A 13,380-nucleotide genomic window follows, 5' to 3' on the forward strand; every position below is an offset into this window, starting at 1 on the left:
CCCGTCCATGGACGACCTGGCCCGACTCGCGGCCCTGCACGGCATCGCCACCTCCTACCGGCCCGCCCCCGACGTCACCGTCGAGGTCCCCGAGACCACCATCAGAACGATCCTCGGGCTGCTCGGGGCCGTCACCGACGATGCGGAGAGCATCCGGGCGTTCGCCCGGTCGGCCGCCGAGTCGGCCGCCGGCCGGCTGCTGCCGCCCACGGTGGTGCTCTGGCAGGGGGAGCCCGTTCCGCTGCTCCCGGCCGGGCTCCCGCCGGGCAGCCGGGTCGTGGTGGTGGCCGAGGAGTCGGGTGAGGAGCTCGCCTGGGGCCCCAGACTCCCCCTCGGGGTCCACCGGATCACCGCCGAGGCCCCCGACGGGCGGACCGCCGGGGCGACCCTGGTCGTGGCCCCCGAACGGGCCCCCGCCGCGCCGGAGCGGGCCCACGGGCTGCTCGTCCAGCTCTACTCCCTGCTCTCCGAACGCTCCTGGGGCATGGGCGACCTCGGGGACCTCGCCGCGCTCGCCCGCTGGGCGGCCCGGACCCACGGCGCGGACTTCATCCAGGTCAACCCGCTGCACGCGGCCCTGCCGGGGACCCCGACCGACCCCTCGCCGTACCGGCCGTCCTCGCGCCGCTTCCCCGACCCCGTGCACCTGCGGATCGAGGACGTCCCCGAGTACGCCGACTGCCCCGAGCGGGAGGCCCTGGCCGAGCTGGCGTCCCGGGGCGCGGCACTGCGCCACGAGGTGCTGGAGAAGGGCGCCCTGATCGACCGGGACGCCGTCTGGGCGCTCAAGCGGCAGGCCCTGGAACTGCTGTACGCCGTCCCGCGGACCCCCGAACGGGAAGCGGACTACCGTGCGTTCTGCGCGCAGGGAGGCGCCTCGCTCGACGTCCACGCGGGCCGGCAGGCCTCCTGCACGGGCGAGGACCCGAGGGTGCGCACCGACTTCCACCGCTGGCTGGTCTGGCTGACGGACGGCCAGCTCGTCGCCGCCCAGTGCGCCGCCCTCGGAGCCGGCATGACCGTCGGCATCGTGCACGACCTCGCCGTCGGGGTGCACCCGGGCGGTTCGGACGCCGCCGAGCCGGCCCTCCACGCCCGCCACATCTCGGTCGGGGCCCCGCCGGACGCCTTCAACGCCCGCGGCCAGGACTGGGGGCTGCCGCCCTGGCGCCCGGACGTGCTGGCCGGCACCGGCTACGCCGCCTTCCGGGCTCTGCTGCGCGGGGTGTTCCGGTACGCCGGCGCCCTGCGCATCGACCACGTCATGGGCCTCTTCCGGCTCTGGTGGATCCCCGAGGGGACCCCGCCCGCCGAGGGCACGTACGTCTGCTACGACGGCGAGGCGATGCTGGCGGTCCTGGTCCTGGAGGCGCACCGGGCCGGGGCCGCGGTCATCGGCGAGGACCTCGGGACGGTGGAGCCGCACGTGCGCCGGGAACTGGCCCGCCGCGGGGTGCTCGGCACCTCGGTGCTGTGGTTCGAGCGGGACTGGGAGGGCGACGGCGGCCCGCTCGCCCCGGAGGCCTGGCGGGCGGACTGCCTGGCCACCGTCACCACCCACGACCTGCCGCCCACGGCCGCCAAGCTCGCCGGCGGGCACGTGGAACTGCGTGACCGGCTCGGCCTGCTGACCCGTCCTGCCGACCGGGAGCGGGCCGAGGACGCCGCCGACACCGCCGAGTGGCTGGCCCTGCTGGACGGGCTGGGCCTCGACACCAAGGGCGAGGAGGCCGCCGTACGGGCCCTGTACGCCTTCCTGCTGCGCACCCCCGCGCGCCTGGTGGGCGTATGGCTGCCGGACGCGGTGGGGGACCGGCGGCCGCAGAACCTGCCGGGGACCTGGGACCAGTACCCCAACTGGCGGCTGCCGGTCGCCGATGCCGCGGGCCGGCCTCTGACGCTGGAGGAGCTGATGGCCTCGCCCCGGGCGAACGCACTGTTCAGCGCGGTGCGGGAGGGGGCGGTTCCCCGTACGGCACCCCCGGGCGCGCGCGGCGTTTAGGTGTTCGCTACGTTTGCACCGTGGACAAGAAGAACGCTCTGCGCGCCGGCGCCGTCTCGGCCGGAACGACGCTGATGATGCTGCTGATGACGTCTCCCGCTCTCGCGCTGACCCGCGACGACGGCGACGACCCGGGCCCGGGCCTGAGCATCGGTGAGACGCTCGGTCTGTACGTGGCCCTGCCGATCGTCATCTTCCTCGTCATCGTGGGCCTCGTGATGGTCCTCGACAAGTCGGACAGGCCGCAGAAGAAGCAGGCCTGACCCGCTGCGGCCCCTTTCGGGCCGCGGCCGCATGACCTTCCCGGGCGCCGGGGGTCCGCACCGCCGATCCGTATCGGCCGTGCGTCGACCCCCGGCGCCTCGGCGTGTCCTCAGACGCCGGCCAGAAGTTTGCGGAGCAGGCCGGTGAGCTGGGCCACCTCCTCGTCGGACAGCCCGGTGAGGGCGGCGCGCTGCACCTCCAGGCCGGCGGTGACGGCCTCGTCGACGAGTGCGAGGCCGCGGTCGGTGATCGTCACCTGGAGCCCCCGCCGGTCGTGCGGATCGGGCTTGCGGCACAGCAGCCCGGCCTTCTCCAGCTTGTCCAGCCGCCCCGTCATGCCGCCCGTGGTGAGCATGAGCGTCGCCGAGAGCTGACGGGGCGAGAGCGTGTACGGGGCGCCCGAACGGCGCAGCGTGCCGACGACGTCGAACTCCCCGCGCGAGATGCCGAAGCGTTGGTAGCACTCCTCCATCGCGTCGCCCATGGCCTTGGCGATCCGGTAGATGCGTCCGAAGACGGCCATGGGGGCCGTCTCCAGCTCGGGGCGCACGGCGAACCACTGGGCCGTGATCGCGTCGACCGCGTCCTTTTCCTCACTCATGAGCGCAGTATTCCGGCTCCCCCGGATCGTTCGCAAGATAGTTGCTTGACGATAAGTAGCTTAGCGGTAAGCTACTTGTCAGCAATCGAATCGGGGGGAGAGGCCGTCATGGCAGTGTTCAGGAGCAGGACGTCGAAGGCCGGGGAGGCGAAGGTCGCGGGGGAGCGGTCGCTGCTCCTCGGCATCGGGGTCAGCGCGATCGGGACCGGCATGTACGTCCCCTTCTCGCTCGTCTTCTTCCACCACGTCACCGGCCTCTCCTTCACCCTCGTCGGCCTGGTCATGACGGTCACCGGGGTGGCCGGACTGGCCTTCATGCCCCTGGCCGGCTCGGCCGTCGACCGGTTCGGTGCCAAGCGGGTCAACCTGGCGCTCTACGGGATGAGGGCGCTCGGCTTCGCCCTCTACCCCTTCGCGGGCTCCCTGCCCGCCTTCGCGGCCGTAGCCCTCGTCACCGCGCTCGCCGACCGCTCCTTCTCCGTCGTGCAGCAGTCCCTGATCGGGGAAGTGGCGCGGGGCGCCGCCCGCGACCGGCTCCAGGCGTCCACCCGGGCCCTGCAGAACGCCGGGATGGGCGCGGGCGCCCTCCTCGTCTCCGGAGTGGTGGCGCTGTGGGGCACCGGCGGCTTCACCCACACCGCCTGGGCCAACTCCCTCGCCTTCGCCCTCGCCGGATGGCTCGTCAGCAGGGTCCGCCCGGTCCCGGCCGAGGCGGACGCCGCCACCGCCGGGCGGCCGGCCGCCGGCTACCGGATGGTCCTGCGCGACCGCCCCTTCCTCGGGCTCACCGCCGCCAACTTCCTCACCGCGCTGGGCTACGCCGCCCTCTCCGTCCTCTTCCCGCTCTACCTCTCCACGTGGCTGACGGCCCCCGACTCCCTCACCGGAGCGGCCTTCACCCTCAACACGGCCCTGTGCGCCGGGATCGGCGTGCTGGTCGCGGGCCGCGTCCGCCGCTCCGGCGCCCGCCGCACCCGCTCCGCCGCCCTCGGCGCCCTGCTCTTCGCCGCCGCCTTCATCGGGCAGATCGTGCTCGGCACCCTGCGCCCCGGCCAGGGCGCGACCCTGGCCGCCCTGCTCGTCATCGTCGTCGTCTACACCTTCGGCGAACTGGTGCACAGCCCCTCCGGCGGCGCCCTGTCCGTCTCCGCGGCCCCCGAGCCGGTGCGCGGCCGCTACCTGGCCACCTACCAGCTGTCCCACTCGCTGGCCACCGCCCTCGCCCCCTCCCTCTTCACCGCCCTGCTCGCCGTGGACGGCCGGCTGCCCTGGGCCGTCCTGGCCGTCGCCGCGCTCGGCGCCGCCCTGGCGCTGCTGCGGCTGGAACGGCACCTGCCGGCCGCGGCCGTGCACGCGGAGCCCCCGGCCGCGGTTGCCGGCTCCGCCGAGGCCGCACCCGACCGCCGTCCGGCCCCCGCGGCCGCCTGAACCACACCCCCGGTCCGCCTTCCTCACCCGCACGGGGAGCCACCCGCCATGAAGCGTCTCGCCACCGTCGCCCTGACCGCCCTCGCCCCGATCTCCTGGGGCTCGACCTACGCCGTCGCCTCCGAACTGCTGCCGCCCGACCGGCCGCTGTTCACCGGGGTCATGCGGGCCCTGCCCGCAGGCCTGCTGCTGACCGCGCTGGCCCGCACCCTGCCCAAGGGCGCCTGGTGGTGGAAGTCCGCCGTCCTCGGCACCCTCAACATCGGCGCCTTCTTCCCGCTGCTGTTCCTGTCCGCCTACCGGCTGCCCGGAGGGGTCGCGGCCGTGCTCGGCTCCGCCGGCCCGCTGTTCGTCGTGGGCCTCGCCGCCCTCGTGCTCGGGGAGCGCGCGAGCCTGCGTACCGTACTGGCCGCCGTCGTGGGGGCGTTCGGCGTGAGCATGGTCGTCCTCAGGGCCGAGGCGGCCCTCGACCTGGTCGGCGTCGTCGCCGGCGTGGTGTCCTCCGCCTCCATGGCCGCCGGCACCGTCATGACCAAGCGCTGGGGCCGGCCCGAGGGTGTCGGGCCCCTGGCCATGACCGGCTGGCAGCTCACCGCCGGCGGGCTGGTGATCATCCCGGTGGCCGCCCTCCTCGAAGGCGCACCGCCCGCGCTCGACGGGAAGGCCCTCCTCGGCTACGGCTACATGATGCTGATCAACACCGGTATCGCCTACTGGCTCTGGTTCCGCGGCATCGGGCAGCTCGGCGCCACCTCCGTCACCCTGCTGGGCCCGCTCTCCCCGCTGACCGCCGCCGCCATCGGCTGGGCCGCCCTCGGGCAGGCGCTCACCCCCGTACAGCTCGTGGGGATGGCGATCGCCTTCGGGGCCACCGTCGCCGGACAGCTGGCGGCCGCCCGCACCCCACAACCGTTCAGTTCTACTGAAAAGAACGATCGCAACATTTCGATGGACCTGACCGATGGGCGGGTGCGACGGTAGGTCCCTCGACATCCGACCGACCCCGAGGGGGAGACGCACAGTGGCCGTCATGGACCGCGTCCGCACCGTTTCGCACGCCGAACCCGGCAGCACGGGCAAGAAGGGTGCCGCCGGGTTCGGCGTACTCCTCGCCCTGATCGCGACGGTCGTCTGGTCCGGCAGCTTCGTCGCCACCCGCGGCATGGCCGAGACCGTCCCGCCCGTCCAGGCGGTCTTCTGGCGCTGGATCATCGCCCTCCTCGCCGTCGCCCCCTTCGCCGCCCGCCAGGCCTGGCAGCAGCGGGCCCTCATCCGGCGCCACCTCGGCTTCACCGCCCTCGCGTCACTGTTCGGCGTCGCCCTCTACAACACCCTCGTGCACCAGGCCGGACTGACCACCTCGGCCTCCAACATGGGCATGATCATGGCGGCCTCACCCGTGATCATGGCGCTCTACGCCCGCGTCGGCGGCGAACGCCTCGGCGCCCGCCGCACCTTCGGCATGCTGCTCGCCGCCTTCGGAGTGCTGCTGCTCGTCGGCGACGGCTCGATCGGCTTCGACTTCGGCGCGGGCGACCTGTGGATGTTCGCCGCCGCCCTCTCCTTCGCCACGTACAGCGCCCTGCTCAAGCGCAAGCCCGCCGAACTCGGCGGACTGGCCTTCCTGGTCACCACCTTCGTCCTCGGCGCGCTGATGCTGGCCCCGGCCTACGCCGTCTCCCTCCACGTCCAGGGCGGCTTCGAGACGACGGCCGGCACGGTCGGACCGCTCCTCTACGTCGGCGTGTTCTCCTCGGCCGTCGCCTTCTTCGCCTGGAACAAAGCCGTCTCGATCATCGGGGCGGCCCGCGCGGGAGTCGTCTACTACCTCCAGCCGGTGTGCGCGACGGGTCTGGGCCTGCTGCTCCTGGGCGAGCCGACCGGACCGGCCCAACTGCTCTGCATGGCGCTGATCCTCGGCGGGGTCGGGCTGGGAAGTGCCCGGCGGTAGGTTCGGGTCATGACCGAGTGGGACATCAAGAAGCTGCGGATCCTGCGGACCCTCGCCGAACAGGGGACCGTGACCCGGGCGGCCGAGGCGCTCCACATGACGCCCTCGGCCGTCTCGCAGCAACTGACGAACCTCGCCCGGCAGCTGGGGGTGGTGCTGCTGGAGGCGCAGGGGCGCCGGGTCCGCCTCACCGACGCCGCCCACCTCGTGCTGCGGCACGCGGAAGCGGTGTTCGCACAACTGGAGCAGGCCGACGCGGAACTGGCCGGCTACCTCGCCGGGGACGCGGGAGAGGTACGGGTCGGCGCGTTCTCCACCGCCGTGCCCGCGCTGGTGGTCCCTGCGGTGGCGGAACTGCGCAGGGCCCACCCGGGCGTGGAGGTACGGGTCCGGGAGACCGAGGCCGCGGAGTCGTACGAACTCCTGTCGGCCGGGGGCGTGGACCTGGCGCTGTCGCTGGCCGCCCACGCACCGACCGCGCGGGACCGGAGGTTCACCCGGGTCACCCTGATGGAGGACCCGCTGGACGTGGCACTTCCGCCCGGGCACCCCCTGCGGAACGCGGCGGACCTGCGGCTGGCGGACCTGTCCGGGGACCCGTGGATCTACGGGGGCAGCGGGCCCTGGTCGGAGATCGCCCGGGGCGCGTGCGAGGCGGCGGGCTTCGTGCCCGAACAGGCCCACTCGGCGTCGGGCTGGACCGCGATCCTGGCCATGGTCGAGGCGGGGATGGGCGTGGCCCTGGTCCCCCGGATGGTGTCGAGCCGGGCCTCGGGGGTGGCGGTACGGGTGCTGTCGCGGGACCGGCCGACGCGGCACGTGATCGCCGCGGTGCGGCGCGGAGCCGAGTCCGCTCCCGCGGTGGCGCACGTCCTCACGGCCCTGCGGACCGTCGCCGCCGCACGCTGACCGTCCGCCCCGGGGCTCCGCCCCGGACCCCGCGCCTCACCCGCCGGGCGGGCCGGAAGATCCAGCCCCACCGGCGTTCGAGGCGCGGGGGCCCGGGGGCGGAGCCCCCGCGCCGGGCCCGGGGCCCTTACACCTGAGCGGCAGCGGCGGCGGCGGCGTCGGCCGCCTGGGCCTTCAGGGCGCGCTCGACGCCCGCGCGGGACTCCGACACCAGGCGCCGCAGCGCGGCGTTCGGCTCGGCGGAGGCCAGCCACGCGTCCGTCGCGTCCAGGGTCTCCTGCGAGACCTGGAGCGCCGGGTACAGGCCCACCGCGATCTGCTGGGCGATCTCGTGGCTGCGGGTCTCCCAGACCTCCTTGACGGAGGCGAAGAACTTCTCGGTGTACGGGGCCAGCAGCTCGCGCTGGTCGGTCTGGACGAAGCCGCCGATCACCGCCTCCTGCACCGCGTTCGGCAGGTCGCCGGACTCCACCACCGAGGCCCAGGCCGCGGCCTTGGCCTCCGCCGTCGGGCGGGCCGCCCGGGCCGTCGCCGCGTGCCGCTCGCCGGCCGCCGTCGCGTCCCGCTCCAGCTCCGCCGCGATGGCGGCCTCGTCGGCCACGCCCGTCGCGGCGAGCCGCTCCAGGAACGTCCACCGCAGCTCGGTGTCGACGGCCAGGCCCTCGATCTCCGCCGAGCCGTCCAGCAGCGCCGACAGGTAGGACAGCTGCTCCTCGGTGCGGGCGGTGGCCGCGAATGCCCGCGCCCACGCCAGCTGGTGGTCGCCGGCCGGCTCCGCCGCATGCAGGTGCGCCAGGGTGGCCTCGGTCCAGGCCGCCAGGCCCTCCTCGCGCCACGCCGGGTCGGCGTACAGGTCGAGGGCCAGCTTCACCTGGCGGTGCAGCGACTGGACGACGCCGATGTCGGACTCCTTGCCGATGCCCGAGAGCACCAGCGAGACGTAGTCGCGGGTGGCGAGCTCGCCGTCACGGGTCATGTCCCAGGCCGAGGCCCAGCACAGGGCGCGCGGCAGGGACTCCGTGAAGTCGCCGATGTGCGCGGTGACGGCGGCGAGGGAGGCCTCGTCCAGGCGGACCTTCGCGTACGACAGGTCGTCGTCGTTCAGCAGGACCACCGTCGGGCGGGTACGGCCCACCAGCTCCGGCACCGTGGTCAGCGCGCCGTCGATGTCCAGCTCGATCCGGTCGGTGCGCACGAGCGCGCCGTCCTGGAGCTCGTACAGGCCCACCGCGATGCGGTGCGGGCGCAGGGTGGACTCGCCCTTGGCACCGGCGGGCAGCGCGGGCGCCTCCTGGCGGATGCCGAAGGCGGTGATCACGCCCTCGGCGTCGGTGCTGATCTCGGGGCGCAGGACGTTGATGCCGGCCGTCTCCAGCCACGCCTTCGACCAGGCGGTCAGGTCGCGGCCCGAAGTCTCCTCCAGGGCGCCCAGCAGGTCCGACAGGCGCGTGTTGCCGAAGGCGTGCGCCTTGAAGTAGGCCTGTACGCCCTTGAAGAAGGCGTCCGTGCCGACGTAGGCGACGAGCTGCTTGAGCACCGAGGCGCCCTTGGCGTACGTGATGCCGTCGAAGTTGACCATGACGTCGTCGAGGTCACGGATGTCGGCCATGATCGGGTGCGTGGACGGCAGCTGGTCCTGCCGGTACGCCCACGTCTTCATGGAGTTGGCGAAGGTGGTCCACGCGTGCGGCCACTTCGAGCCCTCCGCGGACGCCTGGCACGCGATCGAGGTGTAGGTGGCGAACGACTCGTTTAGCCACAGGTCGTTCCACCACTCCATGGTGACGAGGTCGCCGAACCACATGTGGGCGAGCTCGTGGAGGATGGTCTCCGCGCGCACCTCGTACGCCGCGTCCGTCACCTTCGAGCGGAAGACGTACTGGTCGCGGATGGTGACCGCGCCCGCGTTCTCCATCGCACCCGCGTTGAACTCCGGTACGAAGAGCTGGTCGTACTTGGCGAACGGGTAGTCGTAGGCGAACTTCTCCTGGAACCAGTCGAAGCCCTGCCGGGTCACGTCGAAGATCTCGTCCGCGTCGAGGAACTCGGCGAGCGAGGGCCGGCAGTAGATGCCGAGCGGCACGGACTGACCGTCCGGGCCCTCGTAGGAGCTGTGCACCGCGTGGTACGGGCCCACGATCAGCGCCGTGATGTACGAGGAGATGCGCGGGGTCGGCTCGAAACGCCAGACGTTGTCCTTGACGTCGGCAGGTGCCGGCGTCGGGGAGTTCGAGATGACCGTCCAGCCCTCGGGGGCGGTCACGGTGAACTGGAACGTGGCCTTCAGATCGGGCTGCTCGAAGCTGGCGAAGACCCGCCGCGCGTCCGGCACCTCGAACTGGGTGTAGAGGTAGGCCTGCTGGTCGACCGGGTCGACGAAGCGGTGGAGGCCCTCACCGGTGTTGGTGTACGCGCAGTCCGCGACGACCCGCAGCTCGTTGGCCCCGGCCGCGAGGTGCGCCAGGGCGATCCGGGAGTCGCGGAAGACGGCGGCGACGTCGAGCGACTTTCCGTTGAGGACGACCTCGTGGACCGCCGGGGCGACCAGGTCGATGAAGGTCTCCGCCCCTGCCTCGGCCGACTGGAAGCGCACGGTGGTCACGGACGGGTAGGTCCCGCCCTCCTGCGCACCGCTGAGATCGAGTTCGATCTCGTACGAGTCGACGGTGAGCAGCTTTGCACGCTGCTGAGCCTCTTCACGGGTGAGGTTCGTGCCTGGCACGCGGTCATCTCCTTCGATGGTGACGTTGCCCCGACATCCTTCCACGGGGGAACGGGTACCGCCCTCGGAGTAATCCACGGGCGAACGCGAGGTCGCAAACCTGCCGGACACCGGCGCCCCGCCTCGGCACGCTGGTGGGCATGAGCAGCAGATACCGGGCGAGGCCCATCGAGGAGGCGGCGCTCAAGGAGCTCCGCGTGCGCGACGACGCGGGACGGGGCCCCGTCCCGTACACCGACGGGGAGGGCGGGGCACCCCTGCGGTGCTGTCTGCGCGTCAGTGCGGCGGGGGAGCGGATCGCGCTCGTCTCCTACGCGCCGCTGCGCCGCTGGGCGGCTCGGACCGGTGCCGATCCCGGCGCCTATGACGAGCAGGGGCCCGTTTTCGTCCACGCCGAGGACTGCGGCGGGCCCGCGGGCGGCAGCGGGGGATACCCCTTCGCCCGGGCGGGGGTGCAACGCACCGCCCGGCGGTACGACGCCCGCGGGCACATCCTCGGCGGGCGGGTCCTGGACCTCGGGGAGGATCCGGACGGGGTGATCGAGCGGGCCCTCGACGAGGCCTTCGTCGATCCCGGGGTGGCCCTCGTACACCTGCGCTTCGCCGAGTTCGGCTGCTTCCAGTTCGAGGTGCGCCGGCCCTGACACGACTGGAGGGCGGGCGCCGTGCGGCGCCCGCCCTCCAGGTCGTGCCGGGTGCGGGGTCAGCCGCGCAGTTCCTCGGCGACCAGCTCCGCGATCTGGACCGCGTTCAGCGCGGCGCCCTTGCGGAGGTTGTCGTTCGACACGAACAGCGCGAGGCCGTTGTCCACCGTCTCGTCGACGCGGATGCGGCCCACGTACGAGGCGTCCTTGCCGGCGGCCTGGAGCGGGGTCGGGATCTCGGAGAGCTCCACGCCCGCGGCGTCCTTCAGCAGCTCGTACGCGCGCTCGACGCTGATCGGGCGGTCGAAGCGGGCGTTGATCTGGAGGGAGTGGCCGGAGAAGACCGGCACGCGCACGCAGGTGCCCGAGACCTTGAGTTCCGGGATCTCGAGGATCTTGCGGGACTCGTTGCGGAGCTTCTGCTCCTCGTCGGTCTCGAAGGAGCCGTCGTCGACGATCGAGCCCGCGAGCGGGAGCACGTTGAAGGCGATCGGACGCTTGTAGACGCCCGGCTCGGGGAAGTCGACGGCACCGCCGTCGTGGACCAGCGCGGTCGCGCCCGCGGAGACGGCCTTGACCTGGCCGTCGAGCTCGGCCACACCGGCCAGGCCGGAGCCGGAGACGGCCTGGTAGGTGGTGGCGATCAGAGCGGTCAGGCCGGCCTCGTCGTGCAGCGGGCGCAGCACCGGCATGGCCGCCATGGTGGTGCAGTTCGGGTTCGCGATGATGCCCTTGGGGCGGTTCTTGATCGCGTGCGGGTTGACCTCGGAGACGACGAGGGGGACCTCTGGGTCCTTGCGCCAGGCGGAGGAGTTGTCGATGACGACGGCGCCCTGCGAGGCGACCTTCTCGGCCAGGGCCTTCGAGGTGGTGCCGCCCGCGGAGAAGAGCACGATGTCCAGGCCGGAGTAGTCGGCCGCGGAGGCGTCCTCGATCGTGATCTCGCGGCCCTCCCACTCGATCGTCGAGCCGGCGGACCGGGCCGAGGCGAACAGGCGCAGCTCGTCCACCGGGAACTTGCGCTCGGCGAGGATGCTGCGCATGACTGCGCCGACCTGACCGGTGGCTCCGACGATTCCGACCCTCACGGTGACTCCTTCTGCTCCGTACGACGCGGGCGCGCGTGAGGCCATCATGCGTTCGACCCCACGCGCCTTGTCCAATCTATTGTCCGAGGAACGGACGGTGTTCTGAATGTGAACACCCATGACGAGTGCGTGGCAGCCGTGTTTCACGCCCCCTGAACGACCGTTTTGCCTGATCGGGACCGGTTAGCGTCCAGCTTGTCATGTCCGCTATCCGGACATGATCGACTTCAGGTCGAACCACAGACTCGGGGAGATCCACCGTGCGCGCCATCCGCCGCCACAGCCACCGCCGCCGGTCCATACCGGCGCTCGCCGCCCTCGCGGCCGCCGTCGTCGCCGCACCCGTCCTGCTCGCCGCCGCCCCGGCCTCCGCCCACCCGCGCGAGGGCCGGCTCGCCAGGGAGCTGGTGGAGGAGGTCACCGCCAAGGGCGCCTACCGCCACCTGGCGAGGTTCCAGCGGATCGCCGACGCCAACGGCGGCAACCGTGCGGCCGGCACCCCCGGCCACGCCGCTTCCGCCGCCTACGTCCACGACACGCTGAAGAAGGCCGGGTACGACGTCTCGTACCAGGACTTCGACGTCCACGAGGCGCACACGCGCACGGAGCGGACCACCGTCCTCGGCCCGGACTCCCGCGAGCTGTCCACCGCCGCCTTCACCTTCACCAGGTCGACCCCGGCGGGCGGCCTCACCGCACCGCTCGCGCCCGCCCGGGTCGACGAAACCCCCGGATGCACGGCGGACGACTACCCGGCCGGCGCCTTCACCGGGAAGATCGCCCTGGTCAAGCGGGGTGCGTGCACCTTCGTGGAGAAGCAGCGGGCCGCGGCCGGAGCGGGCGCACTCGGCGTCATCGTCTACAACCACAGCGGCACCACCCCGGTGCGGGGCGGCTTCTCCTCGCCCGCCGAGGGGATCATCCCGAGCGCCGGCATCACCCTCGCCGACGGTGAGGCACTGACCGCCGCCGCCGGCCGGGGCGAGGTGACCGTACGCCTGGACCTGGACCAGGAGCACCTGAGGAAGACCACCCGCAACGTGATCGCCGAAACCAGGGGCGGCCGCTCCGACCGCGTGGTCACCGTCGGGGCACACCTGGACTCCGTGCCCGAAGGGCCGGGCATCAACGACAACGGCTCCGGCTCGGCCGGGCTGCTGGAGGTGGCGCTCAAGCTGGCCGAGGCCGGCAAGAAGGGCAAGGGGCCCGCCAACAAGGTCCGCTTCGGCTGGTGGTCGGCGGAGGAGCTGGGCCTGCTGGGCTCGGAGCACTACGTCGCGCAGTTGTCCGAGGAGCAGCGGAAGGACATCGCGCTCTACCTGAACTTCGACATGATCGCTTCGCCGAACCCGGTGCAGTTCGTCTACGACGGCGACGACTCGGACAGGACGGGCGCAGGCGCCGGCCCGGCGGGCTCCGCGCAGATCGAGGCGCTGATCAACGGCTTCCTCGACGGGAAGGGCAAGCCCCACGAGGGCAGCGACTTCGACGGCCGCTCCGACTACGGGCCGTTCATCGCGAACGGCATCCCGGCCGGCGGCACCTTCACCGGGGCCGAGGGCATCAAGACCGCCGAGCAGGCGCGGCGCTACGGCGGCACCGCCGGGGCTCCGTACGACCCGAACTACCACGGGGCGGGCGACGACCTGAAGAACCTCGACCTCAGGGCCTTCGACACGAACCTGGACGTCATCGCGCACGCGGTCGGCACCTACGCCGAGTCGCTGCGCACGCTCGGCCGGCCGTAGCCGGCCGGGGAACGGCCCGAGGG

Annotated in this window: 11 protein-coding genes; 8 read left to right on the forward strand and 3 right to left on the reverse strand. The window is 72.9% G+C overall.

All coding sequences use genetic code 11. The features are described from left to right. Nucleotides 1-7: 7 nt before the first annotated feature. Both IH80_RS0106385 and IH80_RS0106390 read left to right on the forward strand, forming a co-directional pair. The gene (locus tag IH80_RS0106385) at nucleotides 8-2,002 is read left to right on the forward strand and encodes a 4-alpha-glucanotransferase (protein WP_030958411.1); all 1,995 of its coding nucleotides are present in this window, start codon (nucleotides 8-10) and stop codon (nucleotides 2,000-2,002) included. Nucleotides 2,003-2,022: 20 nt separating this feature from the next. Then, nucleotides 2,023-2,265: a hypothetical protein gene (locus IH80_RS0106390; protein ID WP_030958413.1), complete on the forward strand. Its 243-nt coding sequence runs from the start codon at nucleotides 2,023-2,025 to the stop codon at nucleotides 2,263-2,265. Between the two features lie 110 nt (nucleotides 2,266-2,375). On the opposite strand, the gene IH80_RS0106395 is transcribed toward IH80_RS0106390, so the two are convergent. Then, complete coding sequence (locus IH80_RS0106395) at nucleotides 2,376-2,867, reverse strand: MarR family winged helix-turn-helix transcriptional regulator (protein WP_030958415.1); 492 nt, start codon at nucleotides 2,865-2,867, stop codon at nucleotides 2,376-2,378. 108 nt (nucleotides 2,868-2,975) lie between these two features. On the opposite strand from IH80_RS0106395, the gene IH80_RS0106400 reads away from it, so the two are divergent. The 4 genes from IH80_RS0106400 to IH80_RS0106415 are packed head-to-tail and all read left to right on the forward strand — an operon-like array spanning nucleotide 2,976 to nucleotide 7,155. After that, nucleotides 2,976-4,295 (forward strand): MFS transporter, encoded by a 1,320-nt coding sequence (locus tag IH80_RS0106400; RefSeq protein ID WP_051808870.1) that lies wholly within the window; start codon nucleotides 2,976-2,978, stop codon nucleotides 4,293-4,295. A 48-nt stretch (nucleotides 4,296-4,343) separates the two neighbouring features. After that, nucleotides 4,344-5,276, forward strand: coding sequence for an EamA family transporter (locus tag IH80_RS0106405; protein ID WP_030958417.1), 933 nt, complete (start codon nucleotides 4,344-4,346; stop codon nucleotides 5,274-5,276). A 49-nt stretch (nucleotides 5,277-5,325) separates the two neighbouring features. Beyond that, nucleotides 5,326-6,246 carry a DMT family transporter gene (locus IH80_RS0106410; RefSeq protein WP_051808879.1) on the forward strand — a complete coding sequence of 307 codons (921 nt, stop codon included), beginning with the start codon at nucleotides 5,326-5,328 and terminating at the stop codon, nucleotides 6,244-6,246. Nucleotides 6,247-6,255: 9 nt separating this feature from the next. Beyond that, nucleotides 6,256-7,155, forward strand: a complete 900-nt coding sequence (locus IH80_RS0106415; RefSeq protein WP_030958420.1) for a LysR family transcriptional regulator — start codon at nucleotides 6,256-6,258, stop codon at nucleotides 7,153-7,155. A gap of 127 nt (nucleotides 7,156-7,282) precedes the next feature. Here the strand turns inward: IH80_RS0106415 and pepN are convergent, their stop codons facing one another. Further along, nucleotides 7,283-9,877 (reverse strand): aminopeptidase N, encoded by a 2,595-nt coding sequence (gene pepN, locus IH80_RS0106420; RefSeq protein WP_030958422.1) that lies wholly within the window; start codon nucleotides 9,875-9,877, stop codon nucleotides 7,283-7,285. Between the two features lie 140 nt (nucleotides 9,878-10,017). Here pepN and IH80_RS0106425 point away from each other — a divergent pair, with 140 nt between their 5' ends. Next, nucleotides 10,018-10,521 carry a DUF1203 domain-containing protein gene (locus tag IH80_RS0106425; RefSeq protein WP_030958424.1) on the forward strand — a complete coding sequence of 168 codons (504 nt, stop codon included), beginning with the start codon at nucleotides 10,018-10,020 and terminating at the stop codon, nucleotides 10,519-10,521. Between the two features lie 59 nt (nucleotides 10,522-10,580). Here IH80_RS0106425 and IH80_RS0106430 read toward each other — a convergent pair whose 3' ends face one another. After that, entirely contained in the window at nucleotides 10,581-11,609 is a 1,029-nt protein-coding gene (locus IH80_RS0106430; RefSeq protein WP_030958425.1) for an aspartate-semialdehyde dehydrogenase, read from the reverse strand. A 260-nt stretch (nucleotides 11,610-11,869) separates the two neighbouring features. On the opposite strand from IH80_RS0106430, the gene IH80_RS0106435 reads away from it, so the two are divergent. Further along, a complete protein-coding gene (locus tag IH80_RS0106435) occupies nucleotides 11,870-13,357 on the forward strand; it encodes a M28 family metallopeptidase (RefSeq protein ID WP_030958426.1) in 1,488 nt (495 codons plus the stop codon). The last annotated feature ends 23 nt before the right edge of the window (nucleotides 13,358-13,380 follow it).

Origin of the sequence: Streptomyces sp. NRRL S-378, assembly GCF_000720645.1 — a bacterium.
GTDB lineage: Bacteria > Actinomycetota > Actinomycetes > Streptomycetales > Streptomycetaceae > Streptomyces.

Bases quoted from the DNA above. Each gene is read 5' to 3' on its own strand.
- IH80_RS0106405 (WP_030958417.1), top strand. From the start codon at position 4,344: ATGAAGCGTCTCGCCACCGTCGCCCTGACCGCCCTCGCCCCGATCTCC.
- IH80_RS0106425 (WP_030958424.1), top strand. From the start codon at position 10,018: ATGAGCAGCAGATACCGGGCGAGGCCCATCGAGGAGGCGGCGCTCAAG.
- IH80_RS0106400 (WP_051808870.1), top strand. From the start codon at position 2,976: ATGGCAGTGTTCAGGAGCAGGACGTCGAAGGCCGGGGAGGCGAAGGTC.
- IH80_RS0106385 (WP_030958411.1), top strand. From the start codon at position 8: ATGGACGACCTGGCCCGACTCGCGGCCCTGCACGGCATCGCCACCTCC.
- IH80_RS0106395 (WP_030958415.1), bottom strand. From the start codon at position 2,867: ATGAGTGAGGAAAAGGACGCGGTCGACGCGATCACGGCCCAGTGGTTC.
- IH80_RS0106415 (WP_030958420.1), top strand. From the start codon at position 6,256: ATGACCGAGTGGGACATCAAGAAGCTGCGGATCCTGCGGACCCTCGCC.
- IH80_RS0106410 (WP_051808879.1), top strand. From the start codon at position 5,326: ATGGACCGCGTCCGCACCGTTTCGCACGCCGAACCCGGCAGCACGGGC.